Origin of the sequence: Mycobacterium sp., from assembly GCF_040509115.1 — a bacterium.
Lineage (GTDB): Bacteria > Actinomycetota > Actinomycetes > Mycobacteriales > Mycobacteriaceae > Mycobacterium.
In genome coordinates, this window is the sequence record NZ_JBEVLO010000156.1 from 1 (window position 1) to 26654 (window position 26654).

General features: G+C 68.6%; 27 protein-coding genes and 1 pseudogene. 12 read left to right on the forward strand and 16 right to left on the reverse strand.

The window, feature by feature from the left end; all coding sequences use genetic code 11:
* Nucleotides 1-429 (forward strand): annotated as a pseudogene (locus ABW137_RS11645) (PHP domain-containing protein); the annotation flags it as partial.
* 3 nt (nucleotides 430-432) lie between these two features.
* On the opposite strand, the gene hutH reads toward ABW137_RS11645, so the two are convergent.
* Nucleotides 433-1968 (reverse strand): histidine ammonia-lyase, encoded by a 1536-nt coding sequence (gene hutH / locus ABW137_RS11650; RefSeq protein WP_526400000.1) that lies wholly within the window; start codon nucleotides 1966-1968, stop codon nucleotides 433-435.
* Between the two features lie 84 nt (nucleotides 1969-2052).
* Here hutH and hrpA point away from each other — a divergent pair, with 84 nt between their 5' ends.
* The gene (gene hrpA / locus ABW137_RS11655; protein WP_526400002.1) at nucleotides 2053-5994 is read left to right on the forward strand and encodes an ATP-dependent RNA helicase HrpA; all 3942 of its coding nucleotides are present in this window, start codon (nucleotides 2053-2055) and stop codon (nucleotides 5992-5994) included.
* A 115-nt stretch (nucleotides 5995-6109) separates the two neighbouring features.
* On the opposite strand, the gene ABW137_RS11660 is transcribed toward hrpA, so the two are convergent.
* On the reverse strand, nucleotides 6110-6289 hold the full coding sequence (locus ABW137_RS11660; protein ID WP_526400003.1) for a hypothetical protein: 180 nt from the start codon (nucleotides 6287-6289) through the stop codon (nucleotides 6110-6112).
* A gap of 183 nt (nucleotides 6290-6472) precedes the next feature.
* Nucleotides 6473-7342, reverse strand: coding sequence for an LLM class flavin-dependent oxidoreductase (locus ABW137_RS11665; protein WP_526400005.1), 870 nt, complete (start codon nucleotides 7340-7342; stop codon nucleotides 6473-6475).
* A 344-nt stretch (nucleotides 7343-7686) separates the two neighbouring features.
* Between ABW137_RS11665 and ABW137_RS11670 the strand changes: the two genes are divergently transcribed.
* Complete coding sequence (locus ABW137_RS11670; RefSeq protein WP_526400007.1) at nucleotides 7687-7905, forward strand: hypothetical protein; 219 nt, start codon at nucleotides 7687-7689, stop codon at nucleotides 7903-7905.
* A gap of 73 nt (nucleotides 7906-7978) precedes the next feature.
* On the opposite strand, the gene ABW137_RS11675 is transcribed toward ABW137_RS11670, so the two are convergent.
* From ABW137_RS11675 to ABW137_RS11705, 7 genes are read right to left on the reverse strand one after another with little or no spacing between them, the layout of a single operon-like run.
* A complete protein-coding gene (locus ABW137_RS11675; protein WP_526400009.1) occupies nucleotides 7979-8632 on the reverse strand; it encodes an MOSC domain-containing protein in 654 nt (217 codons plus the stop codon).
* A gap of 37 nt (nucleotides 8633-8669) precedes the next feature.
* Nucleotides 8670-9374 carry a hypothetical protein gene (locus tag ABW137_RS11680; protein ID WP_526400011.1) on the reverse strand — a complete coding sequence of 235 codons (705 nt, stop codon included), beginning with the start codon at nucleotides 9372-9374 and terminating at the stop codon, nucleotides 8670-8672.
* The gene (locus ABW137_RS11685; protein ID WP_526400013.1) at nucleotides 9371-10297 is read right to left on the reverse strand and encodes a VWA domain-containing protein; all 927 of its coding nucleotides are present in this window, start codon (nucleotides 10295-10297) and stop codon (nucleotides 9371-9373) included. The genes ABW137_RS11680 and ABW137_RS11685 overlap by 4 nt, the downstream gene beginning before the upstream one ends.
* Nucleotides 10294-11268: a hypothetical protein gene (locus ABW137_RS11690; protein ID WP_526400015.1), complete on the reverse strand. Its 975-nt coding sequence runs from the start codon at nucleotides 11266-11268 to the stop codon at nucleotides 10294-10296. Before ABW137_RS11690 ends, ABW137_RS11685 begins: the two co-directional genes overlap by 4 nt.
* A complete protein-coding gene (locus ABW137_RS11695) occupies nucleotides 11259-11732 on the reverse strand; it encodes a hypothetical protein (protein WP_526400017.1) in 474 nt (157 codons plus the stop codon). Before ABW137_RS11695 ends, ABW137_RS11690 begins: the two co-directional genes overlap by 10 nt.
* Nucleotides 11722-12597, reverse strand: a complete 876-nt coding sequence (locus ABW137_RS11700; protein WP_526400018.1) for a DUF58 domain-containing protein — start codon at nucleotides 12595-12597, stop codon at nucleotides 11722-11724. Before ABW137_RS11700 ends, ABW137_RS11695 begins: the two co-directional genes overlap by 11 nt.
* Before the next feature lie 4 nt (nucleotides 12598-12601).
* Complete coding sequence (locus tag ABW137_RS11705; protein ID WP_526400019.1) at nucleotides 12602-13603, reverse strand: AAA family ATPase; 1002 nt, start codon at nucleotides 13601-13603, stop codon at nucleotides 12602-12604.
* 176 nt (nucleotides 13604-13779) lie between these two features.
* Between ABW137_RS11705 and ABW137_RS11710 the strand changes: the two genes are divergently transcribed.
* Complete coding sequence (locus ABW137_RS11710; RefSeq protein WP_526400021.1) at nucleotides 13780-14463, forward strand: GAP family protein; 684 nt, start codon at nucleotides 13780-13782, stop codon at nucleotides 14461-14463.
* A 58-nt stretch (nucleotides 14464-14521) separates the two neighbouring features.
* Nucleotides 14522-14710, forward strand: a complete 189-nt coding sequence (locus ABW137_RS11715; RefSeq protein ID WP_526400023.1) for a hypothetical protein — start codon at nucleotides 14522-14524, stop codon at nucleotides 14708-14710.
* Here the strand turns inward: ABW137_RS11715 and ABW137_RS11720 are convergent.
* Together ABW137_RS11720 and ABW137_RS11725 are read right to left on the reverse strand one after the other, a co-directional pair.
* The gene (locus ABW137_RS11720; RefSeq protein WP_526400025.1) at nucleotides 14707-15882 is read right to left on the reverse strand and encodes an acyl-CoA dehydrogenase family protein; all 1176 of its coding nucleotides are present in this window, start codon (nucleotides 15880-15882) and stop codon (nucleotides 14707-14709) included. The genes ABW137_RS11715 and ABW137_RS11720 overlap by 4 nt on opposite strands.
* Nucleotides 15875-17071, reverse strand: coding sequence for an acyl-CoA dehydrogenase family protein (locus tag ABW137_RS11725; RefSeq protein WP_526400027.1), 1197 nt, complete (start codon nucleotides 17069-17071; stop codon nucleotides 15875-15877). The genes ABW137_RS11720 and ABW137_RS11725 overlap by 8 nt, the downstream gene beginning before the upstream one ends.
* 173 nt (nucleotides 17072-17244) lie before the next feature.
* On the opposite strand from ABW137_RS11725, the gene ABW137_RS11730 reads away from it, so the two are divergent.
* Nucleotides 17245-18159 carry a DUF1295 domain-containing protein gene (locus tag ABW137_RS11730; protein ID WP_526400029.1) on the forward strand — a complete coding sequence of 305 codons (915 nt, stop codon included), beginning with the start codon at nucleotides 17245-17247 and terminating at the stop codon, nucleotides 18157-18159.
* Nucleotides 18156-19268: an FAD-dependent oxidoreductase gene (locus ABW137_RS11735; protein ID WP_526400031.1), complete on the forward strand. Its 1113-nt coding sequence runs from the start codon at nucleotides 18156-18158 to the stop codon at nucleotides 19266-19268. Before ABW137_RS11730 ends, ABW137_RS11735 begins: the two co-directional genes overlap by 4 nt.
* 39 nt (nucleotides 19269-19307) lie before the next feature.
* Here ABW137_RS11735 and ABW137_RS11740 read toward each other — a convergent pair whose 3' ends face one another.
* A complete protein-coding gene (locus ABW137_RS11740; RefSeq protein WP_526400033.1) occupies nucleotides 19308-19973 on the reverse strand; it encodes an O-methyltransferase in 666 nt (221 codons plus the stop codon).
* A gap of 93 nt (nucleotides 19974-20066) precedes the next feature.
* On the opposite strand from ABW137_RS11740, the gene ABW137_RS11745 reads away from it, so the two are divergent.
* Nucleotides 20067-20972, forward strand: a complete 906-nt coding sequence (locus ABW137_RS11745; protein ID WP_526400035.1) for a LysR substrate-binding domain-containing protein — start codon at nucleotides 20067-20069, stop codon at nucleotides 20970-20972.
* 268 nt (nucleotides 20973-21240) lie between these two features.
* Entirely contained in the window at nucleotides 21241-21636 is a 396-nt protein-coding gene (locus ABW137_RS11750; protein WP_526400037.1) for a hemophore-related protein, read from the forward strand.
* 46 nt (nucleotides 21637-21682) lie between these two features.
* On the opposite strand, the gene ABW137_RS11755 is transcribed toward ABW137_RS11750, so the two are convergent.
* Nucleotides 21683-22624: a helix-turn-helix domain-containing protein gene (locus ABW137_RS11755; RefSeq protein ID WP_526400039.1), complete on the reverse strand. Its 942-nt coding sequence runs from the start codon at nucleotides 22622-22624 to the stop codon at nucleotides 21683-21685.
* 155 nt (nucleotides 22625-22779) lie between these two features.
* On the opposite strand from ABW137_RS11755, the gene ABW137_RS11760 reads away from it, so the two are divergent.
* The 3 genes from ABW137_RS11760 to ABW137_RS11770 all read left to right on the forward strand — a co-directional run bounded on the left by ABW137_RS11760 (nucleotide 22780) and on the right by ABW137_RS11770 (nucleotide 25102).
* Entirely contained in the window at nucleotides 22780-23862 is a 1083-nt protein-coding gene (locus tag ABW137_RS11760; RefSeq protein ID WP_526400041.1) for an aldo/keto reductase, read from the forward strand.
* A 71-nt stretch (nucleotides 23863-23933) separates the two neighbouring features.
* Nucleotides 23934-24539: a DUF2510 domain-containing protein gene (locus ABW137_RS11765; protein WP_526400043.1), complete on the forward strand. Its 606-nt coding sequence runs from the start codon at nucleotides 23934-23936 to the stop codon at nucleotides 24537-24539.
* A 131-nt stretch (nucleotides 24540-24670) separates the two neighbouring features.
* Nucleotides 24671-25102 (forward strand): PPOX class F420-dependent oxidoreductase, encoded by a 432-nt coding sequence (locus ABW137_RS11770; protein WP_526400045.1) that lies wholly within the window; start codon nucleotides 24671-24673, stop codon nucleotides 25100-25102.
* 16 nt (nucleotides 25103-25118) lie between these two features.
* Here ABW137_RS11770 and ABW137_RS11775 read toward each other — a convergent pair whose 3' ends face one another.
* Both ABW137_RS11775 and ABW137_RS11780 read right to left on the reverse strand, forming a co-directional pair.
* Nucleotides 25119-25550, reverse strand: coding sequence for a type II toxin-antitoxin system Rv0910 family toxin (locus tag ABW137_RS11775; RefSeq protein ID WP_526400046.1), 432 nt, complete (start codon nucleotides 25548-25550; stop codon nucleotides 25119-25121).
* Between the two features lie 9 nt (nucleotides 25551-25559).
* A partial coding sequence (locus ABW137_RS11780) for a serine hydrolase (protein ID WP_526400048.1) occupies nucleotides 25560-26654 on the reverse strand: 1095 nt, incomplete at its 5' end.

Consider the following 26654-nt stretch of genomic DNA (forward strand, 5'->3'; position numbering starts at 1 on the left):
GTCTATGCGAATCACGTCTTCAACTTCCTGCCTGCCGACGTGGTGGTGCGGCGGTACTTCGCCGAGCTCCTTCGGCTCGTCGAGAACTCCGACGTCTTCCAGGTTCTCGCACACTGCGACTACCCGCGGCGCTACTGGCCGACCCGGCGGGAGGGCGACTACCGCGAGGCCGACTTCGAGGAGGAGTACCGCACCGTCTTCCGCGCGCTCGCCGGTACGGATCGCCCGCTGGAGCTCAACACCGCAAGCCCGCTCGCGTCGGCGACGCTGATGCGCTGGTGGTACGAGGAAGGGGGTGGCGCGGTCTCCTTCGGCAGCGACGCCCACGTTCCGCTGCGGGTGGGAGACAAGTTCGACGTGGCCGTCGACATCGTCGAGGCTGCCGGGTTCCGACCGGGGCGCGACGAATACGACTTCTGGCGTCGCTGAGCGTCAGGGCAGCGGGCCGACCGCACCCTCGGCCGCCCGCACCAGCGCACCCGAGCGAGCCAGCGTGACGACGGCCGCGATCTCCGGAGCCAGGAACCGGTCGGGGCCGGGTCCCTCGACCCTGGTTCGCAGCTCCGCGATCACTGCGCCGGTGGCCGGTGACGGGGTCAGCGGGCGACGCATGTCGATGCCGCGGGCCGCGGTGAGCACCTCGATGGCCAGGACGGTGGTGAGCCCGTCGATGGCACGACGCAGCTTGCGGGCCGCCGACCATCCCATCGACACGTGGTCCTCTTGCATCGCCGACGACGGGATGGAGTCCGCGCTTGCCGGGGTGGCCAGCCGCTTGAGCTCGGAGACGATTCCGGCCTGGGTGTACTGGGCGATCATGTGACCGCTGTCGACGCCGGGGTCGTCGGCGAGGAACGGGTTGAGTCCGTGGCTGCGGTTGACGTCGAGGAACCGGTCGGTGCGCCGCTCGCTGATGCTGGCCAGATCGGCGACGACGATGGCGAGGAAGTCCAGCACGTAGGCGACGGGCGCGCCGTGGAAGTTGCCGTTGGACTCGACGCGGCCGTCCATCGTGACGACGGGATTGTCGATGACGCTTGCCAACTCGCGTTCGGCGACGGTGTGCGCGTGCGCGGCGGTGTCGCGGGCCGCGCCTGCCACCTGTGGTGCGCAGCGCAACGAGTAGGCGTCCTGAACCCGGGTGCAGTCCGGCGTCTGGTGACTGGCGACGATGCCCGAGCCGGCCAGCAGCCGAGTCATGTTCGCCGCGGCGACGGCCTGGCCGGGGTGGGGGCGGAGCCGCTGCAGGTCGTCGGCGAAAACGCGGTCGGTGCCGAGCTGCCCCTCGACGCTCATCGCGGCGGCGACGTCGGCGAGGCGCAGCAGATCGTCGAGATCGGTGAGGGCGAGCACCAACTGACCGAGCATTCCGTCGGTGCCGTTGATGAGGGCCAGCCCCTCCTTCTCGGCGAGCGTGACGGGGGTGATCCCGTGTTCGGCCATCGCGCGGGCCGAGGGCACCAGCTCGCCGGTCCTGGTCCGTACGTAGCCCTCGCCCATGACCGCCAGTGCCACGTGCGCCAGTGGTGCGAGATCTCCCGAGCAGCCAAGACTGCCGTACTCGTGCACCATCGGGGTCAGCCCCGCCGACAGCAGACCCGCGTACGCCTGCGCGGTGCTGCGTCGGACGCCGGTGCGCCCGCTCGCCAGCGTCGAGAGGCGTAGAAGCATCATGGCGCGCACCACCTCGCGCTCCACCTCGGGACCCGCGCCCGCGGCGTGGGACCTGATGAGGCTGCGCTGCAACTGCGTGCGCCGGTCGGCGGGAATGTGGCGGGTGGCGAGCGCGCCGAATCCGGTCGACACGCCGTAGACGGGCGTCGGGTCGCTGGCCAGGGCCTCGATCGTGCGGCGGCTGGCGTCGATCTCGGCGGCGGCGGCATCGGAGAGCACCACCTGCGTGTCGTGTCGGGCGACGGCGACCACGTCGTCGAAGCTGACCGGTCCGACGCCGACGGTGACGGTCATGAAAAGGGAATCCTCCTGGTCGGGGCCAGCGGGGGTGCCGGGCCCGATCCAGTGTGGCAGCCCAGGCCGCCTATCCTGACCCGAGTGTCCGAACCGTCCCGCGACGAGCTGCGCGAGCTCCGCGCCCGCCTCGACGGTCTGACGCTCCGCGACGCCGACCGGCTACGACGCAGGCTGCGAGATCTCCGCGGCAACGGCCCCTCTGCGCTCGGCAAGCTGGCCGAGCAGTTCACCGCGGCCGAGGCGCTGGTCGCCACCCGGATGGCCGCCGTGCCGACCATCACCTACCCGGACCTTCCGGTCAGCGAGCTGCGCGGCGACATCGCCAAGGCGATCAGCGAGCACCAGGTGGTGATCGTGGCGGGCGAGACGGGGTCGGGCAAGACCACCCAGCTACCCAAGATCTGCCTCGAGCTGGGCCGCGGCATCCGCGGCACCATCGGCCACACCCAACCGCGCAGGCTGGCGGCGCGCACCGTCGCCCAGCGCATCGCCGACGAGCTCGACGTCGAACTCGGCGACGCGATCGGCTACACGGTCCGCTTCACCGACAGAGCGAGCGACCGCACACTGGTGAAGCTGATGACCGACGGGATCCTGCTCGCCGAGATCCAACGCGACCGCCGCCTGCTGCGCTACGACACGCTGATCCTCGACGAGGCCCACGAACGCAGCCTCAACATCGACTTCCTGCTTGGGTATCTGCGGGAGCTGCTGCCGCGGCGACCCGACCTGAAGGTCATCGTGACGTCGGCGACGATCGAGCCAGAGCGGTTTGCCTTGCACTTCGCTGGACCAGCGGGTCCCGCTCCCATCGTGGAGGTGTCGGGGCGGACCTATCCCGTCGAAATCCGGTATCGCCCACTGGAACTGCCCACCCCGTCCGATGACGACGAGGACCCCGACGATCCCGACCACGAGATCATTCGGGCGGCCGTCCGCACCGAGGTCAGGGACCAGACCGAGGCGATCGTCGACGCCGTTCGCGAACTGGAGGCCGAGCCACGCGGCGACGTCCTGGTGTTCCTGTCGGGGGAGCGCGAGATCCGGGATACCGCAGAAGCGTTGCGCGACGCATTGGACCAGCGCACCGAAGTGCTGCCACTGTATGCGCGGCTGCCGACCGCCGAGCAGCAGAAGGTCTTCCAGCCGAGCCGCTCGGTTCGACGAATCGTGTTGGCCACCAACGTAGCCGAGACGTCGCTGACCGTGCCAGGCGTGCGCTACGTCGTCGACCCCGGTACCGCGCGCATCTCGCGGTACAGCCGCAGGACCAAGGTGCAACGCCTGCCGATCGAGCCCATCTCACAGGCGTCGGCCGCCCAGCGTGCCGGCCGCTCCGGCCGCACCGCGCCAGGCGTGTGCATCCGGCTGTACTCGGAGCAGGACTTCGAGTCCAGGCCGCGCTACACCGATCCGGAGATCTTGCGCACCAATCTCGCGGCCGTCATCCTGCAGATGGCCGCCCTTGGGCTCGGGGACATCGACGCCTTCCCGTTCCTGGATCCGCCGGATGCCCGCAGCATCCGCGACGGCGGCCAATTGTTGCGCGAACTCGGCGCCTTCGATGCGGGTGGTGCCATCACCGACCTCGGCCGACGGTTGGCGAGGCTGCCGCTGGATCCCCGCATCGGCCGGATGATCCTGGCGGCCGAAGCCGAGGGCTGCGTGCGCGAGGTGCTGGTGCTGGCCGCGGCGCTGTCGATACCCGATCCGCGGGAGCGGCCGACGGACCGGGAGGAGGCCGCGCGTCAGAAGCACGCCAGGTTCGCCGACGAGCACTCCGACTTCAGCTCCTACCTCAACCTGTGGCGGTATCTCGGTGAACAACGGAAAACGCTGTCCGGTAGTGCGTTTCGCCGGATGTGCCGCGCCGAGTTCCTGCACTACCTGCGGATCAGGGAGTGGCAGGACCTGACCGGCCAGCTGCGAAGCATCGCCCGCGACCTGGGCATCCGCGAGTCCGACGACCACGAGCCCGCCGATCCGGCGCGGGTGCACGCGGCACTGCTGGCGGGCCTGCTGTCACACGTCGGCCTTCGCGACGGGGAGCGGGAGTCTCGCGAGTTTCAAGGGGCGCGAAACTCGAAGTTCGTCATCGCGCCGGGGTCGGTGCTGAGCAAGCGCCCGCCGCGCTGGGTGGTGGTCGCCGATCTCGTCGAGACCAGCCGGCTGTTCGGCCGGATCGCGGCGCGGATCGAACCGGAGGTCGTCGAGCGCGTCGCAGGGGATCTCGTGCAGCGCACCTACAGCGAACCGCACTGGGATGCCAAGCGCGGCGCGGTGATGGCCTACGAGCGGGTGACCCTCTACGGGCTGCCGCTGGTGGTGCGCAGGCGCGTCGGGTACGCCCAGATCGCGCCCGACGTCGCCAGGGACCTGTTCATCCGGCATGCCCTCGTCGAGGGTGACTGGCAGACCCGCCACCACTTCTTCCGTGACAATGCCCGTCTCCGAGAGGAACTCGCCGAATTGGAGGAGCGGGCCCGGCGCCGCGACCTGCTCGTCGGCGACGAGGAGATCTACGCCTTCTACGATGCGCGGGTCCCACCGGAAGTGGTGTCGGCGAGGCACTTCGACGGCTGGTGGAAGAAGCAACGGCACCGCACCCCCGACCTCCTGACGTTCACGCGTGACGACCTCCTTCGCAACGACGAGGACGGAGCTCAACCGGACGCCTGGCAGGCCGCCGACGTCTCGCTACCGCTGACCTACCGCTTCGAGCCGGGCAGGGACGACGACGGCGTCACCGTGCACGTGCCCGTCGAGGTGCTCGCCCGGCTGGGTGGCGACGAATTCGCCTGGCATGTGCCGGCTCTGCGCGAGGAGCTGGTGACCGAGCTGATCCGGTCGCTACCAAAGGAACTGCGCCGCAACTTCGTTCCTGCGCCAGACACCGCCCGCGCCCTGTTGACGTCGTTGGATCCGGGGTCTGGATCGCTGCTGGAGGCGCTGCAGCGCGAGCTGCAGCGTCGCTCCGGGATTCTGGTCCCGATCGACGCGTTCGACCTGGCCAAGCTGCCAGCCCACCTGACGATGACGTTCGCCGTGGAGTCCGACGACGGAACCGAATTGGCCCGCGGCAAGGATCTGCCCGCGCTGCAGGAGCGGCTCGCCGCGCCGGTACGGGCGGCCGTCGCGGGAGCCTTCGGAGACGAGCTGCAACGCAGTGGTTTACGGTCGTGGCCCGACGACGTGGAGGAGCTGCCGCGCGTGGTCGAGAGCGCGGGCGCCGGTCGGACCGTGCGCGGTTACCCGGCCTTCGTCGACAACGGTGCCACCGTGGACCTCCGGGTGTTCGCGACGCCCGTCGAGCAGGCCTTCGCGATGGGTCCCGGGACACGCCGACTGTTGCGTCTTGTGGTGCCGTCACCGGCGAAGGCCCTTGAGCGACAATTGGACACCCGCACCCGCCTGACGTTGGGGGCCAACCCCGACGGTTCGCTCGCCGCCCTGCTCGACGACTGCGCCGACGCCGCCGTCGTGGCGTTGGCTCCCACCCCCGCGTGGAGCCGCGCCGAGTTCGCCGCCCTGCGAGAGCGGGTCGCCTCGGGATTGTTGGCAACGATGCGGGACGTCCTCGCCAGGGTCCAACGCGTGCTGGCCGCTCTGCACGACGTTCAGGTCGCACTGCCCGCGAAGCCGCCGCCCGCGCACGCCGAGGCGATCGCCGACATCCGGGCTCAGCTCGACGTCCTGCTGCCTGAGGGCTTCGTGACTGCGACCGGTGCCACCCACCTGATGGACCTCGCTCGCTACGTCACCGCGATCGCCCGGCGTCTCGACCGACTTCCACAGGGAATCAACGCCGATCGTGAACGAATGCTGCGGGTACACGCGTTGCGGGACGAGTACGACGACCTGGTTTCCGCGTTGTCACCGGCGCGCGCGGCGGCCGACGACGTGCGCGACATCGCCTGGCTCATCGAGGAATTCCGGGTCAGCCTGTGGGCTCAGCAGTTGGGGACGGCGCGCCCGGTCAGCGAGCAGCGCATTCACCGCGCCATCGACGCCATCACCCCATGAGGCTCAATCACCCACCAGTAGAAGACCCGCACACGTAGAAGACCCGCACACGTAGAAGACCCACACACGAAGAAAGGGGCACCCGCTGTGCGGGTGCCCCTTTCGAGTCTCGTCGTTAGCGGCTCTGGTGAACCGTGGTGTCTACGTGAGGCACGCTGACGGTCTGCTGAATGTCGTTCAGGAACAGCTGGTGGTCGACGTCCGCGTTGGCGGGGCCTGCGAAGCCGACGACGGCTGCGGCCAGTCCGCTGGCGACGACTGCGGCGAACCCGAACTTCTTCGTGTTGTTCATCATGATGCTCATCCCTTCATCTCGAACGTGTTCGGAGCCGCGGCCTTGATGTCGCGATCCGGACGTTCTGCCGTCCCGAAGTTCTCTTCGTCGCGGTCTATGTGTTCAAACGAGAGGGCCTGTGCATTCATTCCGCCGGGTGGACCGATCGCGGTGTGTTCCGAGCCACTCCCGGCGCGGGAGGGGTCACAGCGGCCGGAGCGCCGCGGCAGCCGCGCCCGCCGCCGCGATGAATTCGGCCATCTCGTCGAGCGCGCCGTCGGGTTGCAGTGCGACCGTGTCGACGCCAGCCTCGAGGTACGCCCGGATTCCCGTCGCGATCTCCTCGGGCGACCCACCGGCACCGAAGTCGTCGTCGGCGCTCAGGCCATGTCGCAGCGCTTCCTTCGCCAGCCTGGCGGCTGCGTCCGGTCCTGGCACGCACGACAGGAACAGGGTGGTGCTGAACGACGGGGCGTCGGACCGGCCCGCGGCGACGTGCGACAGCGCGTCCCGTATCGACGTGACCGAGTACCTGCTGTCCAGCACCACGCCGTCGGCGATCTCGCCGGCCAGCCGAAGTGTCTTCGGTCCGGTACCACCGATCAGCACCGGGGTCGGCGTGGCGGGCGGGAACTCCAGCCGCACGTCCGACAGCGCGACGTAGCGCCCGGCCACGGTGACGGTCTGCCCGCCGAGCAGTTGCCGGAGGGCCGTCACGTACTCCCGCAGCAGTGTCATCGGTGACGCCACGGCCGCGCCGGCCTGACGCATCCAGCTCTGGACCCCATGCCCGACGGCAATCCGGACCCGGCCGGGAAACATCGCCTCCAAGGTGGCGAATTCCATCGCCGCAGCGGCCACGTTGCGTAGTGGGGCGGGAATCAATCCGATGCCGACGACGAGCCGTTCGGTCGACGCCAGTGCGACTGCCGCCTGCGCGACGCCGCCCTGCTGGAAGCAGTCCTCCCACAGCCATAGTTCGTCGATTCCCGCGCCGTCAGCCGCGGTCGCGACGCCGCGCAGACCGGCCGGCTGAAAATCTGGACGGAAGATGACGCCGACACGTGTGCTCATCGGCCCATGATGGGGCGCACCTCGGCCCCGCGGCAAGGCTGGGCACCGGTCCGACCGAGCAGAGACTCGGAAAGCCCCTGCGCTCCAATGCGTTCCGTGGCATCGGGACGGTCGCCTCCGCAGCCGGGCTGGACGACGCCAAGCCCGATCCGTCGGCTGCCCCCAAGGCCGCCAGGGGCGGCGATTCCTGCCAGCCGTCGATGAATTACTGCCACCGGAATTAAACCCTTGAGCTGTGGGTTTCATCCCTACGACGGAGCAAGGAAGAAAAGCTCCCGGTGAGAGATCGATCGATACCGAGACGATCGAACACTCACGAGAGGACGAAGGAAGAAGGCTTCGAGATGAAGAGCTTTGGAAACATGAAGAACTTTGGGTTTGCCACCATCGCCGCAACCGGATTCGCCGCAGCCCTCCTGGGGTTGGCAGCGCCGGCGGAGGCCACCGTTGTCACGCCATCAGCCGTCGAGATTTCGAGCGGCATCGACCACCACCAATGGGTGAATGACATCCAGCGGCCAGTGGTTGCACCGCCGGCTCCGGTGGTGGGCAACGGCCGCTGATCCGGCTACGGCACGAAGGAGGGGCACCCATTGGGTGTCCCTCCTTCCCCATTTGGGGGGTGCCGTTGGGACGCTAGGCGTCGGCGCGGCGGCGCGCCCGTTGCTTGATGTCGTCGGGCAGGGCATCGGCCTGAAGGATCTCCGGAAGCAGCTCGGGTTGCAGCAGCAGCGCGCGGTAGACGAAGCCGATGGTGACGCCGTGCGCCGGACGCTCGACGACCTCCACGGCATCCCCGCCACGCACCGACCCTGGCTCGATCACCCGTAGGTACGCGCCGGGGGTGCCACCGTGCGTGAACGTCTTGATCCACCCGTCGATGCCGAGGTGCTTGGCGAAGGTCTTGCACGGTGTCCGTGGCCTGGTCACCTCGAGCAGCACGCCATCGGCGCCGATCCGCCACCGCTCGCCGATCACGGCACCCGTCACGTCGATGCCCGTGGTCGTGATGTTCTCGCCGAAGAGGCCGTTGGCGAGGTCGCGGCCGAGTTCGGTCTGCCAGACGTCCAGATCCTCGCGGGCGTAGGCATAGACCGCCTGGTCGTCGCCGCCGTGCAGCTTCCTGTTGCCGATCACGTCGCCGACGATGCCGCTGCCGAGGCCACCGCGCATGGGGCCGGGTGCCCGCACCGACACCGCTCCGTCGATCGGCCGTTTGTCGATGCCGGTCTTCGGCGCTGCGCCGCCTGCCTTGGTCGGCGTTCCATTCACCGTCAGTACCGATGCCACTGGTCCAGGCTAGTTGCGAGGCCGCGACGGCGCGCTCCTAGCCTGCGGCCGCCGCGTCCCTCAGGATCTGCTGCAGCCGGTCCATGGGGTCACCGGTCCCAGGATTGAGCCGCAGTCGCGGGTCCGGGTCGGCGTCGGTGGTCGCCGAACCCGCCGGGGCGGGGGGCGGTGCAGCGACTGCCTGTGGCGGGGGAGGAGGGGGCGGGGGCGGCGGTACGGCCGCGGCTGCTTCGATCTTCGCCGCCAGTCGGGCCGCGGCGCCGTCGAGGACGCCGCGTCGTTGCTCGTCGGAATCGGTGCTGCCCTCGAAGCATCCCCTCGGTGCGTTCTCGACGGCGTCGAGCGCACCCCGATACCAGCCGACCGCCGACTGAGCGTCGAAGTCCGCTGCCGCCCGGTCGCCCAACGTCTCCCTGACCAATTCGAGGTTGACCCGCACGGGACAGGACTTGTCGGGGTCGGTGCGCGCCAGCGCCTCTGTGAACTGCCCATCGGCATCGGCAAGGCGGTCGTCGAGGACTGCGAGGTTGCCCGCTGCGACGTAGGCCTTCGCGGGCTCGATGACGTTGAAGACCTTCAGGACGTCGACGTCGCCGCGCAGCGCCGACGCGTCCCGCGCCGCGTAGTCCGCCGCGACCGAACCCCCGGCGAGCACGACCGACCACGTCTTGATCAGCACGACCACCATGACGAGGGCCACGGGAGCCGAGAACCACAGGAGGCGCCTGCGTAGGCGTGTCATGTGTTCACCGCCTTACCGACCAGCCGCGTCCTGCGGAACTCGCGCAGCACCAGGTACAGCTCGACCAGGATCAACATCGCCGCGAGAATCGCGGGCGCCCAATACAACTCGATCTGTGCCGACCTGGCGGGCGCTGGGGCGTCGGCCCTGGCGCCGGTGGTGACGACGGGCAGCGCCGACGCGAGCGGATCCCCGTCGCCGCGCGAGACGTACGGAACGCCGATCTCGTCGGCGACGATGCGCAGCGCGGGCCCGCCGCGGGGACCGTAACCCAGCACGGCGCCGCCGTCGACCGCTCCGTCGGGCAGGTTGAACTCGCGCTGAGGTGTCTGCGACCCTGGGGCGCCTGCGCCGAGGTAGTAGACGAGGTTCTTCGCGCGGGGATACTGCTGTCTGGCCGCGAAGAGTTGATAGCGCAACGTGTTTCCCGCTGCGCCGGCATTGGTCTGTTCGACGGGTACCGCGGACAGGGGCTCGAAGGTCGACGCCAGTGGCCGCAGGCTCCAGGTGTCCGCCGACAGCGGCCACTCGAGTGTCGGACGTGCCGCGAAGGAGACGACGGCGACCCTGGCGCCCGGGTACGCGTCGATGAGGGCGCCGACGTCTTCGCGTGCGCGGTCCATCCTGGACACCGCGTCGGGCTGGTCGGTCACACCCATGTCGGGCGAGCGGTCGACGAGCAGGAACACGTTGGGCGCCTCGCCGTCGGCGACGCGCGGAACGCCTTGCTCCCCGGGTCCGATCACCGGCCGAGCGGCACAGACCACCAGCAGCAGCGCCGCAAGGGTCAGGCCACCCCATCGCCACAGCGCGCCTCGCGTGCGCGCCGGCGCCAGTTGACGCAGGGCGACTACACGCGCGAGGACGATCGCGGCCGCGACGCCGAGCAGCACCAGTAGTGGCAGAACGGGCTCGAGGGTCATCGGCGTCGCACCACCGGCCATGCGGCCAGCGCCAGCGCGGCGAGAAGGGCGACCGCGACGAAGAGGTCGGGGGATTCGAGCGATTCGCGGCGCGCGGTGTCGTCGCCGCCGGGCCGGGCCGCGGGTGGGCGGTCGCGGATCTCGTCGAGATGGGTGGCGATTCCTGCATCGGCGGCGAACGACTGCCCGCCGGTGTCTGCGGCCAGGGTGGACAGCGCTGCGGAGTTCGAATCGGTGACCAATGCGTTGACCTGGACGTCGGCGGCGACCACCAATTCCTTGACGGCGTCGGCCGTGAATAGCGAGGGCCGCGCGTCGTCGGGCGCGCGGATGCCACCCGGACCGACGTAGATCAGCGAACGACGTTGCGGCGCTTGCTGGTCGAAGGAGGGGAACCCCGTGAGGCACAGAGCCAGTAGATCGTCGACACTCTCCGCGTAGTCCACGTAGGACACCGCGGGGCTGAACTCACCGTCGAGCTGAGCGTCTGGACGGGCGTAGGTCGTGAACGCCGACTTCGCGTACTGGTAGTCGCGCGTCAATGGCACGACCCGGCGGTTGGGCGAGGTCAGCCCGATCCGCTCGGTGCGGAAGTCGTCCACGCGGTCGGCGAAGTAGCTCAGCGTCGCGCCAACGGCCTGCTCGTCGAGGGGGCCGCCAATGCACAGCATGACGTCCTCGGGAGCTCCGTCCTCGGATTGTCGTGCTGCGGTGGGCAATCCGGTTGGACGTGCCGCGACGACGATGGAGCATGCGAACATCACGACGAGCAATGCGATGGTGATCACGGCCGTCCTCGTCCTGGCTCGCATCGCACGCACGTACTCGGGCAGTGCGGTGAGTCGGTGCGCGTTGGCGATGGGGCGCAGCCGTCGGCGTTCGGCGGTCATCGGCGCCAACAGCACCAGCGCGATGCAGACCGCGAGCGCGAGGCACCCGGCAATCGCTGCGATCATCCAGATCAGGTCCACGACAGAATGAGCTCCTCGGCGTCCCTGGTGAGCCTGGCGACGTCCACCTCAGACGAACCGTTGAATCGAATGTCGATCAGCTCTTCCAATACCGGTGCAGCCGAGCGGATCTCACTATTGGAAACGTCGTTCATCAGCATGTACTCCGCGGGAGCTCCGGTCGCCCGGTGGAGGAACTGGCGCACCTCGCGGTTGATGGCCGCCCCAGCCGAGGCGGCGTCGAGATCACCCGCCAGGTAGCGAACGCCGATCTCGCGGATCACCCGTGCCGAGCGTCGCCGGATGGCGTGCTCGCGGGCCTGCCCGACCAGGGGTAGATCCCGTAAGCGTCTGCCAGGAGAGGTGAGGTAGAAGACGCCGACGTACCAGACGACGAGGGTTGCGGTCAGGCCGACGGCCAGCCACGACCACCATGCCGAGTACGGCGTGGGGCCGATGACGTGTTGAAGGAGGTCAGCCGGCACGCGCGTAGGTCCCCGTCATCGCCATCAGCGCGTTGCGAATGGACGAACTTCCCCTGACGATCGCGTGGGGTACCCCGTGCGCGGTCATGAACTCCGAGAGGTGTTCGCGCCGTGCGACTTCGGCGCGGCGATAGGCCTCGACTACCCGATCCCCCAGGCCGGCGCCCTGCACGAACCCGCCGTCGGCGACGTCGTAGGCGTCATCGCCGTCGTGGTCGTCGACCGATCCGACGGCCGCCGCGTCCGCCACCATCGCCCACATCACGTCGTGCCGACCGGTGAGCCGGGTGAGAAGCCCGTCGAGCCGGTCATCGGCGTCGGGCTCGTCGGACACCACGAAGATCAACATCCGGTGCCGGTAATGCCTTGCCACCCAGTCGAGTTGAGTCGTGATGCGGCTTCGGGCCGGCCCGGAGTCGGTGTGATCGTGAAATCTGTGCAGCAGGTACTCCACGTGCGTCTCGCCGCGGCGCAGCCGAACGTCGACCGAGCCGCGATGGTCACCGAACACCATGCCGATCTCGTCGGACCTCGGCAGGGTGATCAGTCCCATTCCTCCGATCAGGTTCGTCGCCACGTCGCGCTTGCGCTCACCGGACGGCGCGAGCGCGAGCATGTTTCGCCCGGCATCGGCGACCACCAGGATCTTGTGGTGCTTCTCCGTGACGAACCGCTTGATCAGCACGTGGCCCGAACGGGCCGACGCCTTCCAGTCGATGTCGCGGACGTCATCACCGGGCACGTACGGACGCAGGTCGTCGAACTCCAGACTGCGGGTGTGGACGAGGGCGTAGCGCCCTCCCTCGAGCATGCCGCCCGCATCACGGCCGACGTGGGTCCTGGCCCGGTCGAGATGAGTGCCCACGGCGTCACGGCACCCTGACTGCCTGGAGCACCGCGTCGACCACCGTGTCCGGCGTGACCCGGGCACTGGCCGCTTCGAAGCCGAGCACCAGCCGGTGCCGCAGCACGCGGTGGGCCAGCGCGGCGACGTCGTCGGGGACCACGTGGCCGCGTCCCCGCAGCACGGCGAGGGCTCGCGCCGTTCGGCAGAACGCGATGGTGGCGCGGGGGCTGGCGCCGTATTCGATCAGCCGTGCGGTGCTGGGTGGCAAGCGGCTCTCCGGCTCGCGCGTGGCGTTCACCAGGCTGCCTGCGTAGTGGATCAATGCCCGGTCCATGTGGACGGAGCCCACCAGAGTCTGAACGCGACGAATGTCGTCGACGGTGACGACCGGCAACGTGCGGTGGTCCTTCTCGTAGAGTCCCGCGTCCATCCGCGAGATCACCTCCACCTCCTCGTCGATCGACGGGTAGCCGACGACCTCCTTGAGCATGAAGCGGTCGGTCTGCGCCTCCGAGAGCGGATAGGTGCCCTCCTGGTCGACTGGGTTCTGCGTCGCGATCACCAGGAACGGCTCCGGAATCGGGTACTCGACCCCAGCGATCGTGGTCTGACGTTCCTCCATCGCCTCCAACATCGCGCTTTGGGTCTTGGCGCTGGAGCGGTTGATCTCGTCGAGCAACACGATGTTGCTGTGCACGGGCCCGAGCACGGTGACGAACGAGTTGGTCGCCGCCTCATAGATCTGGGTGCCGATGATGTCACTCGGCAACAGGTCGGGCGTGCACTGGATGCGGCGGAAGCCGCCCGAGATGGACTCCGCGACGACGCGGGCCGCGGTGGTCTTGGCCAGCCCAGGAACGCTCTCGATCAACAGGTGGCCGCCTGCGAGCAACGCGATCAACATGGATTCGCGTAGACGCTGCTGGCCGACGATCTTCGCGGAGAAGGCGGTGCCGACCGCATGGGCAATGCGCTGCGCCTCGGCCAAGTCGCGCTGGTCGAGCTGGACGCGTGCTGCGGTCATGGGTCCTTCCTGGAGTCTCCGTCCGACTCTGCCGAGTACCCGCAGCGACGGAGTTCACGCCTCGGCGTCGGGCGGACGGGCCGTCGGTGAAGCCGCTGGATGGCAGGAACGTCCGCATGTGACGCCCGTCGCCGCCGTCGCAGACGGAGGGCGACTCCCGTAGGTTCTCCTGTGCCATGCTCGGACTTCTACTGCCTCTGCTGGGGTTCGCGTTCCTCGATTCGCTGAACGTCCTCAACCTGGGGGTGACCTCCGCGGTCGTGTACGACAGCCGGTTGAGCAGGAGGTCGGCGCTGCCGGGCGGCCTGAGCTTCGTGGCCGGTGTGTTCGCCGCGACCACGACGTTCGGCGTGCTCACGGTGCTTGGGATCGGCTTCGTGACCGAGCGAGTGGACGTGGAGATCACACCGCCGATCCGCTACTGGGGACAGCTGGTCCTAGGGGTGGTGTTGATCACCGTCGCGGCCGTCTCTGGGTCGTCGCGGCCCGCGCCGCCCCTCTGGGCGGTGAACCTCACCCGGCGCAACCCCTGGCTGTTCGCCATCGTCGGGGTCGCCATCGGGCTGGGTCAGGCGGTGACGTCGGTGCCGTACCTGACCACGCTGACGATGGTGTCCGCGCGCCAACCGCTGCCCGCGCTGTGGCCGGGGATCATCCTCGTCTACTGCGCGCTGGCTCTTCTGCCGTCGTTGTTGGTGCTGGTTCTGTCGACTCATCGGACCATTCGGTCGCGACGGGTGCAGCGCAACATCGTCAGGGTGACGACCCGCTACGGCCCGGTCACCGTGCGAATCCTGTTCTTGGCCATCGGAATCGTGCTGGTGACCGGTGCGCTGCTGAACTACCGCTACCTCGTCTAGCACCGCCGACGCGGAAAATCGATTGCGCCACGACAGGCCACGCGCGTTCACTGGCCTGATGGACCAGGGGGACAGAGCACTGTTGGCTGGCGCGCCCGAGGTCGGCTGCGCAGCTGCAGGTACGGGCTGGAACGGCCTGTGGCAGAACGCAGTTGGCTACGCCATGGGTCGCGACGAGGCGGTCGTCACCCACGTCAGCGGGTGTCGCCGCTGGGGTGCGGCGATCCTGGCGGAGCTGACCCGCTAGGCGGGGGTGCCGTTCGCGACGCGTGGCGGCCGCTCGGCCGAGGCCGTGTCGAGCACCAGTTTCGCCACGCGATCCCGGTGCTGCTCGGCGCTTCCCAGCAGCGCCGCATCGGCGGCGGCGCGCTTGAAGTACAAGTGCGCCTGGTGCTCCCACGTGAACCCGATGCCGCCGAGGGTCTGAATCGCGTCGGCGGCGATCCGACTGAACGCGGCCGAGCACGTCGCCTGCGCGATGCTGGCCGCCAACGCGGGGTCGTCGGAGCCGTCGGTGAGCGCCCACACGGCGTGGTAGGCCGTCGAACGGGCGTGCTCGAGGTCGACCAACATGTCGGCCAAGCGATGCTTCACGGCCTGGAACGAGCCGATCGGACGGCCGAACTGCAGGCGATCCTTGGCGTACCGCACGGCCAGATCCAGCATGTGTTGCGCGGCGCCCACCTGCTCGACGGCCAGCAGCGTCGAACCCACGTACAGGGCATGCGTGATCACCCGATCGGCCTCGTCCGGCCCGGCGATCAGGCGCGCAGGGGCATCCGACAGCGTCACGGTGGCCAGCGGGCGCGTCTGATCGACGGTCAGCAGCACGGTGCGTTCGACGCCAGGGCCTGCGGCGTCGACCACGTACAGGCCCACACCGTCCTGGCCTGCCGCCGCGACCAGGAGATCGTCGGCCGCGCCTGCGTCGACGACCCCCTCTACCTTTCCGGTCAACGTCGCCGATTCGTCCCGTTGCTCCGCCGTCACGTCGCCCACGTCGAAGCCGCCCGGCCGATCGGTCACCGCGAACGCTGCGGTGCGACGGCCCTCGACCAACTCGGCGAGCACCTCGTCGCGCACCGGGCCTGCGGAGGCCGCGACCAATGCGGGGATGGCGAGGAAGACGGTGCCGAACGTCGGGCCGCAGGCCAGCGATGCGCCGAGCACCTCGACCGCGACGGCCTGGTCGACCAGCGTGCCGCCGACGCCGCCGTCCGCCTCTGGCACCGACAGCCCGAGCACGCCGAGTTCGGTGCCGAGGCGCGTCCACGACTTCGGGTCGAACGGCGGGTCGGACTCCATCAGCCGACGGACGGTCTGCTCGTCGAAGTTCTCGCTGCAGAAGCGGCGCACCGCGCCACGCAACTGGTCCTGCTCGTCGGTGAAGGTGAACTCACCGCCCGTCACCTCAACCACGAGGCACCTCCTTCCACGCCATCCCCGCGTCAGCACGCAGGTCACCGGGCAGGCCAAGGACCCGCTCGCCGAGAATGTTGCGCATCACGTCGGACGTACCGCCTTCGATGGTGTTGGCGCGGCTGCGTAGATACCGCTGCTGGATCGGTCCCCGCCAGTCGGCGTCTTCGCGATCGCCCTCCGGCGTCGCATACCCGTGATACAGAATGCCTTCCGGCCCAAGCAGATCCATGCAGAACTGGTAGACGTGCTGGTTCAGCTCGGCGCCGACGAGCTTGCCGATCGATCCCTCCGGACCGGGCCCGCCGACGGTCGCCGTGGCACGCGAACGCTCGGCCGTGAGCCGCTGTGCCTCCGAGCGCAGCCACAGCTGGGTCAGACGATCGCGCAGGACGGGGGTCTGGCGCTCGGGCCTGGCCGCCCACAGCGAGACGGCCTCGGAGATCGTGCCTGCGCCGCGCCTGCTGCCACTGCCGCCGAGTGCGCTGCGCTCGTTCATCAGCGTCGTCATCGCGACGGCCCAGCCGTTGCCAACGTCGCCGAGGCGGTGAGCGTCCGGGATGCGGGCGTCGTTGAAGTACACCTCGTTGAACTCGGCCTGCCCGGTGAGCTGCCGCAGCGGCCTGGTCTCGACCCCTGGCGAATGCATGTCGATGACGAAGTACGTCAGCCCCTTGTGTTTTGGGACATCCGGGTTGGTGCGGGCGAGTAGCAGGCCCCAGCGCGCGCGGTGCGCAAGGCTGGTCCATACCTTCTGCCCGTTGATCACCCACTCGGCACCGTCGGGCACCGCCGAGGTGGCCAGGCCAGCCAGGTCGGAACCCGCGCCGGGCTCGGAGAACAGCTGACACCAGATGTCCTCGGTGGTGGCCAGTGGGCGCAACCACGATCGCTTGAGGTCGTCGGACAGCGCGTGTTCGCGGATCGTCGGGGCCGCCATGCCGTAGCCCATCGGGTTAAGGCCAAGCGGGACGGGGCCGCCTGCGCCCTGAAGGATGCGGTCCGCGACGGCCTGGTTGCCGCGCGAAATTCCCAAGCCGCCAAGGCTTTCCGGGAAGTGAACCCAGGAGAGGCCGGCGTCGTAGCAGGCGCCGAGGAACTCGGGGATGGGAACCGACTTCGGGTCGTGCTCCTTGACGACCGCTTGCGCCAGCTCGGCGACGCGGTCGGTATCAGCAACGTTGCTCATCTCGCCACGATAGGAAGTCGACACCCGTCAACCAACACCGGGTGCCGGTTGGCTGGTTTGGTGCGCGTCACGAATGTCGGTCCCCAGTCTGCCGCGGGTTCGACGACGGCAGGAACCGTGTCTGCAGTAGAACTAGAACGTGTTGCATTTCGACCCCGAACCCGGAGGAGACGATGAGTAAGGCCCGGTCGCTGGTCGTCGTCGCCTCCGCGTACGTCGCGTCGATCGCCGTCGCCGCGGCATGGCTGGCGTGGGGGCCTGCCAGCGGCAGACTCTGGCTCGACACCCTCATCGCCGACATCCTCGCGACCATCGTGATCTTCGTCTTCAGCCGCGCCTACCGAAATTCGAGTTTCTACGACGCCTACTGGAGCGTGATCCCGCCGCTGCTGCTCTTCTACTGGTGGAGTCAGGCGGGCCCCGGTGTCGACCAACTCCGCTGCTGGCTGGCGGCGATCGTCGTGGTGCTGTGGGCCGTTCGGTTGACGGGGAACTGGGTGTACGCGTTCCCCGGCCTGCACCACGAGGACTGGCGCTACCCGATGTTCAAGGAGCGGGCCGGACAGCGCGCACGCGAGGAGCACCAGCGATACTGGGCGTTCGGTGCGGACTTGGTCGCGATCCATCTCATCCCCACGTGCCAGGTGTTCCTCGGGATGGTGCCGGTCTACGTGGCGGTCACCAGACCGGGAGCGGGCATCGTCTGGCTGACCTGGGCAGCATTCGGAATCGGCGTTGCCGCCGTGGCTCTCGAACTCGTCGCCGACGTCCAGATGCACCGCTTCGTCCGCGACCGTCAGCCAGGAGCGGTGATGGATCGCGGGCTGTGGAGTTGGTCGCGTCATCCAAACTACTTCGGCGAGTTCGCGTTCTGGCTCGCGTTAGGCCTCCTCGGCGTCGCCGCGGCACCGGCCGACGCGTGGTGGCTGCTCATCGGAGCCGCGGCGATGCTCGCGATGTTCCTTGGCGCCAGCATTCCGATGATGGAGCAGCGTTCCCTGCAACGCAGGCCGACGTACCAGGATGTCGTGGATCGGGTGTCGCGTTTCGTGCCGCGCCCGCCGAAGCCCCGAGAAGCCGTGCCGTGACCCGCGTCGTCATCGCAGGCCTCGGCGACAGCGGTCTGCTCACCGCCCTGCGACTCGCCCGCCATGCCGACGTCGTCGGGATCTCGGCGAAGCCCGCGTTGGTCAGCGGCCAGGAACTGGGCATTCGACTGAGCCGGCCCGACGACTGGGCGCGCGACTATTGGATCGCGTTCGACCGGTTCCGTGGCCTCGATCGGATACGTACCGTGCACGGCGTCCTCGGCGGTGTCGATCTCGTCGCCCGCGAGGTGGCCGTCCAGGCCTCGGACGGCACGACGCACACCGAGGGCTATGACGTTCTGGTGATTTCGACCGGCGTCTCGAACGGCTTCTGGCGCCGCCCGACACTGCAGTCGGCCGTCGAGATCGGCGTCGACCTTCGCGCCGCGCACGACCGCCTACGGGTCGCCGCGTCGGTCGTGGTGGTCGGCGGTGGCGCTGCCGCGGTGAGCAGCGCGGCCAACCTCGCAAGCACCTGGCCGGACAAGCGAGTCGACCTGTTCTTCCCAGGTGAGCGCCCACTGCCCGCCCATCACCCCCGCACCTGGGGTCGCGTCCAGCGCAGGCTGGCCGACCTCGGTGTCGGCCTGCACCAGGGGCACCGGGCCGTCGTGCCCGACGGCTTCGGCTGTGACGAGATCACCGCCGAGCCGGTGCACTGGGGCGGCGGCCAGCAGGCGGCGTCGGCCGAGGCCGTGCTCTGGGCGATCGGGCGAGTCACGCCCAACACCGCCTGGCTGCCCGCCGAGCTGCTCGACGAGCACGGCTTCGTCCGCGTCGGTCCCGACCTGCGAGTCCCCGGGTATCCGGGGGTGTTCGCCATCGGTGACGTCGCGGCCACCGACCCGCTGCGCAGCTCCGCGCGCAACCGCGCGGACGGACTGCTGGCACACAACGTCCGCGCGGAGTTCGACGGCAAGCCGTTGCGGACCTTCAACCCCCCGAGGCGGCGCTGGGGTTCGGTGCTGGGACCGCAGCCGGACGGCCTGGAGATCTTCGCTCCGAACGGCCGAGCGTTCCGCTTCCCAGCGTGGTCCATCGACCGGATCCTGCAGCCGTGGATCGTGCAACGGGGCATCTACAAGGGCGTGCGCGCGGACCCCCGCTGATGCAGACACGTCATTCGCATTGCGGCCGAATCGGCATGCCTACACCCGCACGCACACCTGGATGCCGTCACCGGTCGGGATCTTGACGGACAGGTACCCGTTGGACGGATCCGCAAGGTAGGCCAGCAGCGGGCCGTGTACGTCGCTGCCCCAGTTCATGTCGACGTCGTCGATCAGGATCAGCGAGCCGGGGCGCAGCGAGCCTTCCAGCAGACGCAGTACCGGCAGCGCCAGGTCCGGCCACCCGTCGAGTAGTAGCAGATCGATCGGGGCTGGCACCTCGTCGAGGGTGGACAGCGCATCGCCGACCCGCAGCTCGATTACGTCCGCAATGCCTGCCTCGGCGAAGTTGCGTTGTGCGGCAACGGCTTTCTCGGGCTGCAGTTCGGTGCCGATGACCGTGCCGCCACCGTTGTCCCTGACGGCGCTGGCCAGATAGATGGTGGAGACGCCGAACGACGTTCCGTACTCGACGACGGTGCGGGCACCCGTCGCCCTGGCGAGCAGATACAACAGCTCGCCGGTGCTCGACGAAACCGACATGTACACGTCCTTGAAGAGGTCGGCCCGCTGACCGATGTCGAGGTGGGCGGGGAACCCGTCCACCCCGAGGTCGGCCAACACGCGCGGATCGTGGTGCTCCTCGGTGGTCAACAACCGTTGCAGGACAACGGATACCGGCTCGGAGGACAAGGTTGAAGTCATGGTGTCTCGCTTTTCGTCGGTGGTGATGCCACCAACGTAGGATCGGCTTCAGTTGCCGTCCAGTGCATGCTTGATAAGGAACGATTATCCAAAATGGAATCAAGTCTCGATCTCAATCTGTTCGTCGCCCTTGACGCGCTGCTGGACGAGGGCAGCGTTGGTGGCGCCGCGCAGCGGCTGCACACGTCACCGCCTGCCATGAGTCGCACCCTGGCGAGGCTGCGCAGGCTCCTCGACGACCCGATCCTGGTGCGGGCCGGCCGCGCAATGGTGCCGACCCCCAGAGCCCTTGCGATGCAGAGTGGGGTTCACGAACTCGTCGAACAGGGTCGCCGACTGCTCGCCCCACCAGAGCAGCCCGATCCGGCGACGCTGCGACGCACCTTCTCGATTCAGATCGGCGATCTGCTGTCCAACACGATCGGTGCGCGGTTGGTGTCCCGGATCCGAAGCGAGGCACCCGGGGTGACGTTGCGCTTCGTGGGCGATAGCCACGAGGACACCGACGCGCTCAGGGACGGCAGCGTCGACCTCGAACTCGGACAGATGCGTCGCGCGCACCCGGAGACCCATATCGAACCGTTGTTCTCCGACCGGATGGTCGGCGTGGTGCGCGCGGGCCACGAATTCGTCACCAAGCGCGTGACGCTGAAGCGCTTCGCCGCTGCCGAACACGTCGTGTCCTCGCGCCGAGGCAGGCTCACCGGACCGATCGACGGGCTGCTTGCCGAGCACGGGCTGCGCCGCAGGGTGGTGGTGTGCACCCCGAGCGCACTCGGATCGCTGCAGCTGATTCAGAACAGCGACCTCGTAGGCATCACCCCACTCGTCATCACCCGGGACACCGTCGCGGCCTTCTCGCTGCAGACCTTCGACATTCCGTTGTCGCTGCCGACGCTGGACCTCAGCGTTGCGTGGCATCCGCGGTACGACGCCGACGCCGCCCATCAATGGCTGCGCCAGTGCGTCCGCGACGCCTTTCCTCAGCCGCTCGAATAACGATTCGATTACGGGTCCGTGGGCGCCAAATCACGATCAATTAAGAGGTGGAGCCAAATTCTGTGGAAATTGGTCTCCCGGACGTCGAATTCGACCCAAATTGTTGGGCAGTTCACTTCGAAACCAGGTAACGCCTGGTCGGGATGTTGCGAACCGGTCATTCCGGCGCCAAGGGGACGGCGCTGGACGACGCGTAGCGTGGTCAGCGGGTCGGGGACCCGAGAATCCGAACAGGGATTCACCGAGACTCCCGAGGGGAAAATCGATCATGAAATTCAGTGGAATGACCGCGCGCCGCGGGGCCATCGGAATGGTGGCCGGGAGCCTGTTCGCAGGCGTTGCCGCCGCCACCATCGCCGCACCGGTGGCATCGGCGGCGGATTGCAGCGCAGAAGGCGTTGCGAACACCGTCAGCACCGTCACGGGTTCGGCCCGCGACTACCTACGCGCCCATCCCGGCGCCAACCAGGTGGTGACCGCGGCCTACGGCCAACCGCGCGCCGACGCGGCAGCCGACATCCGCTCGTACTTCACCGCCAACCCGGGGGAGTACTACGAGCTGCGCGCGATCCTGGCGCCGATCGGCGACACCCAGCGCCAGTGCAACGTGACGGTGCTGCCACCCGACTTGGCGTCCGCGTACGACCAGTTCATGGCGGGCTGACGCCTGCCGGCCACGGGCGCCGTCGCACGGGTTCGGTGCGACGGCGTCACAGCGGTGCCATCACGGCCATGGCGTCCGGGTCGAGGCGAAGCCGCTGCGCGTCCTGAGCGGGCGGGGCGCCGAACAGGCGGCGGTACTCGCGACTGAACTGCGAGGGACTGTCGTAACCGACCAGGTGCCCGACCGATGCGACGTCGCCCGACCGGGAGACGACGTGTGCGCGGGCGGCCTGCAGTCGAATGCGCTTCTGAAACTGTAAGGGGCTCAACGCCGTAACGGTACGGAAGTGCCGATGAAAGGCCGACGGGCTCAGCCCACACAGGTCGGCCAGGTCATCGATGCGCATGGGCTCGGCATAGTGTTCGCGGATCCAGCCGATGGCCCTCGCGATGTGCGAAAGGTCGCCGTCGGCCAGTCCGATCTGGCGGAGCACGTGACCCTGCGGGCCCGTCAGCACCCGCCACAGGATCTCCCGCTCGATCAGCGGCGCGAGGACGCGAGCGTCAGCGGGCCGGTCGAGCAGGCGCAGCATGCGTACCACCGCATCGAGCAGCTCGGCGTCCGCCTCGCCCGTCGCCATCGCCGTCGTGCCCGAACCTCCTGCGCCGGGACCGCCCACCGTCGGGCGCCGCGCAGGTGCCTGCAACGCAAGGTCGGCGACCGTCGCCGACCGCAGCACCAATCCCATGCCGAGCGCTGGCCGTGTCGCGCTCGTCTCGATGAAGTGACCGGTGACCGGCAGATTGGCCGTCACCAACAGGTACTGCCCGGCCCGGTACTCGTGCGCCTGATCGCCGAGCAGGAGACGCTTTCCGCCCTGGGCCATGACCACCAGCAGCGGCTCGGTCAACGAATAGTCGGGCGTCTCCGGACCGGTCGTAGTCTTCGACACCAACACGCCGTCGATGGACGTCGACATGTCCGGCCTGGCGTGCGTCGTGATGCGGTCCCGAATTTCCTCGAGTAGGTCGGGCGGCGAGATGGGCATGACCCAGCCAACCACGGCGGCGCCACCCTCGACAACACGATCCGATCAAGACGAGCAGGATTGTGCAATCATCCGAGCGGTTCGATCTACCCCGCCCTTCGCCCGGCGGCTTTGATGGAAACAGCAGCAAAACCATCGAAGAAGGAGAACATCCAATGTCACTCGACCACTACGTCACACTCGGCCGCTCGGGCCTGCGGGTCAGCCCATTCGCCCTCGGCGCCATGACATTCGGCGAAGATCCCGGCGGCGCGGGCACCAGCGTCGAAGAGTCCGAGACGATCCTGTCGGCCTACCTCGAGCGCGGCGGCAACTTCATCGACACCGCCAACTTCTATACGAACGGACACTCGGAGAAGATCCTCGGCGACTACTTCGCCGACCGACCCGGCCTGCGCGATCGTGTCGTCCTCGCCTCCAAGTTCTTCACCAACATGTATCCCGGCGATCCCAACGGCGGCGGAGCTGGCCGGGCGTCCATCATCGCTCAGTTGCACCAGACGCTTCGTCGCATGCGGACCGACTACCTCGACGTCTACTGGCTGCACAACTGGGACCGCCACACCCCCATCGAGGAGACGATGCGCACGCTGGACGACCTCGTCCGCGCAGGCAGCATCCGTTACGTCGGCTTCTCCAACGTGCCAGCCTGGGTCACCGCCTCGGCACAGACCACTGCCCTGTTGCGCGGCTGGACGCCGTTGATCGCCCTGCAGGTGGAGTACTCGCTGCTGGCCCGCACCGTCGAAGGCGAAGTGGCCCCGCTGGCTCGCGATCACGGCATGGCGCTGACCCCGTGGAGCCCGCTCAAGAACGGCTTCCTTTCGGGCAAGTACCGGCGCGCCACCGCCGTGTCGGACTCTGCCCGCGCCGCGTACGTCGGTGGTCCGAGCGACGACGAATACGTCATCATCGACGCTGTCGCAGGCATCGCCGAGAAACTCGAAACGACCTCGGCAGCAGTGGCTTTGGCCTGGCTACGAGCCAGGCCAGGTACTGTCGTGCCGATCCTCGGCGCCCGGAGACTGCGCCACCTCGAAGACAATCTCGCAGGCCTGAGCGTCACCCTAGACGCGGACAGCCTGAGCACCCTGGACGACGTGTCGAAGCCGACGCTCGACTACCCGGCGTCGATGGGCGAGGAACTGCGGGCCATGCTGCAGTTCGCCGGCGCCACCGTGGACGGGGAACCGTCGGCCGTCTACCCGCCGTTGCTGCAGAGCGCCGAACGTTACTGACCGGCCAAAGCGCTGGACACCGGGGGCGCGGGCTTGGATTCTAGGAGTGACGTCGACGGGGGGTGGAAGGGATGAGCGCACCCATGGAGCCCGGGTGGTACCCAGACCCACGCGACGCCAGCGCGCTGCGCTACTTCGACGGTGACCAGTGGACCGACCAGACCAACCCTCCGACGGCGGGCGGGGCATCCACCCCACCCGCCGCGGGGGTGTCGGGGCGCCGGTCGGTGCCCACCTGGGCGTTGGTGGCAGGCGGCGCGCTGGTGGTCCTGGTCGTCGCGGTGATCGTCACCGCTACCCAGCTGTCGCCGTCGCCCACGCGCTCCGAGGCCGAGTCGCCGACGGCAGGCACGGCGTCGACGTCCACCTCGCCCCGCCCGAATCCACTCAAGTCGAAGATGGTGCCTGAGTTGACCTTTCCCCGAGGCTCGTTGGTGGCGAGCCGCCAACCCGGCGAGCCGGAGATCTGGGGAGTGCCGTTGCCGTTCGTCGACACCGTGCACGAGCTGGGCCGGATGCTCCCGCTCGGGGAGGAGTACGACGGCATCCCTTGGAAGTCGGAGCGAGTGGACGAGACCAAGACCGTCTGGCAGTGGGGCGACGAACCGGCCTCGTTGACGGTCACCATCAACCGGAACAATGCGCAGAGCACCAACGTCTACCTCGACCGCACGTAGGGCTCACCGGTGCTCGACGAGGTCCGCGCGGATGGCGTGATCGGTGCGGCCATCGGTACCGGCGTCGTTCTGGCGTGTCGAAACTGCTCCGCCCCGGAATGCGTGTGCGCGGTCACAGGTTGCGGTATGGCATGACCGCTACTGCATTCAACCCGCGCACGCTGCTCGCCGAGGCGCGACTCGGCGTGCTGGCCACCATCAAGGCCAACGGCGTCCCACAGCTCTCACCGATCACGCCGTCCTACGACCAGGACGCCGACGTCGTCTACGTATCGATGACCGAGGGTCGGGCCAAGACCGCCAACCTCCGTCGCGATCCTCGGGCCGCGCTCGAGGTCACTAGCGCCGACGGCTGGTCGTGGGCCACGGCCGAGGGGACGGTGACGTTGACCGGTCCGGGCACCGACCCTCACGGCCCCGAGGTCGAGGCGCTCGTCGATTACTACCGCAAGGCGGCGGGGGAGCATCCCGACTGGGACGAATACCGCTCGGTGATGGTCTCCGACCGTCGGGTGCTGATGGCGCTGACGATCGAAAAGGTCTACGGGGAGAGCATCAGGTAACCGCTCGGCGGGTCGTTCAGCCGTACAGTTCCTCGAACGTCGCGATCGACCGCTCGATGTCGCCCTTGACGGCACGTGCCGCGGCCATGCCGATCGGTCCGAACAGCGGCTTCCCGCCGAGGTCGATCTTGACGGTGAACTTCGAGCCCTTCGCCTGCGCCGCGACGGTCATCCGCAGCGCGTACCTGGTGCCTCCGACGCCTTCACCGGTGATCGCGATCAGCTTTGGGGGATCGAATTCCCTCACCGTCCAGGTAACGCGGTTTCGCATGCCCTTGGCACCGGCGACTCCGACGATGGTGGTGCCGACGTCGAGCTCGTCGGGCAGGTCGCTGCGCCAGCCCTGATGCATCGCCAGCCAGTCGCCGAGACTGGACAGGTCGGAGACGTGGGACCAAGCCTCCTCCGGGCTGATCGACAGCGTGCGGGACAGCTCGACTTTGGCCATCCGCGCATGTTAGCCCGCCGCGGTCCGCGGGATCTCGGCGGCGATCCGGTCCAGCACGGCGGGGTAGCGCTTGGCTTCGCGGTGGCCGCCGGGCTTTCCGCTGCTGACGATTCCTGCCGCGAGCTTGCGCTCGGGATCGGCCCAGACGGCGATGTCGACGAGGCCGGTGTGCCCGAAGGCGGCGGGTGCGCCGAGCCCGAACGGCCCGAATCGCTTGGACCCCAACATGTATCCGGTGCCCCAGCGCATGGGCATCAACCCCGTCGCGACGTCCGGGCGCAGGCGCCTTGCCTGGGTGGTCGCCGCCCGCAGCGTCTCGGGGCGCATGATCCGCACGCCATCGAGTTCACCTCCGCGGCGCAGCATCTCGGCGAAGCGAGACAACTCGTCGGCCGTCGACACGGTGCTCGACGACGGCACCACGCTGGTGAGGAACTTGGGGGTGTTGGTGAAGGGGATGAGCTGGTGGGTGGTGCCGCCGATGGCCAGCTTGAATGCGGCAGCGATCGGCGCGGGCAGCGGCTTGCCGGTGGCGTGGCTCGGCGCGACGAGCGGAACGTCTTGGGGCGCAACGCCGTAATTGGTCCACCGAAAGCCGAGTGGGTCGAGGATCTCGTCGGCCAGCACGTCCCGGATGTCCTTGCCCGTGGCAGCCGAGACGATCTCCCTGGTCAGCGGGCCCCACGTCAGCGCGTGGTAGACGTGCACCAGCCCTGGCGGATAGACCGGCCGCAAGTTTCCGAGCATCTCGCGGGCGTACTCGCTGTCGTTCATGCGCCGCAGATCGGGCTTCGGCCCGGTGGCGAACGGGACACCCGCGCTGTGTGTCAGCACGTGCCGGATGGTGGTGCGGTCCTTGCCGTGGCTGGTGTAGGTGGGCAGGTAATCGCACACCCGGTCGTCGAGGGAGAGCACGCCGCGTTCGGCCAGGAGATGGATCAGCGTGGTCGTCATCGCTTTGGCGGCGGAGTACACGCAGAACGGTGTCTCGGGAGTGACGGCGATCTTCTCGGCGTCGGGCGGATCGTCAGGGCCGTTGCCCCAACCGTGGCCGATCGCCCGGTTGAGCACCACCCGACCGTTGTGCCGCAGACACACCTGGAT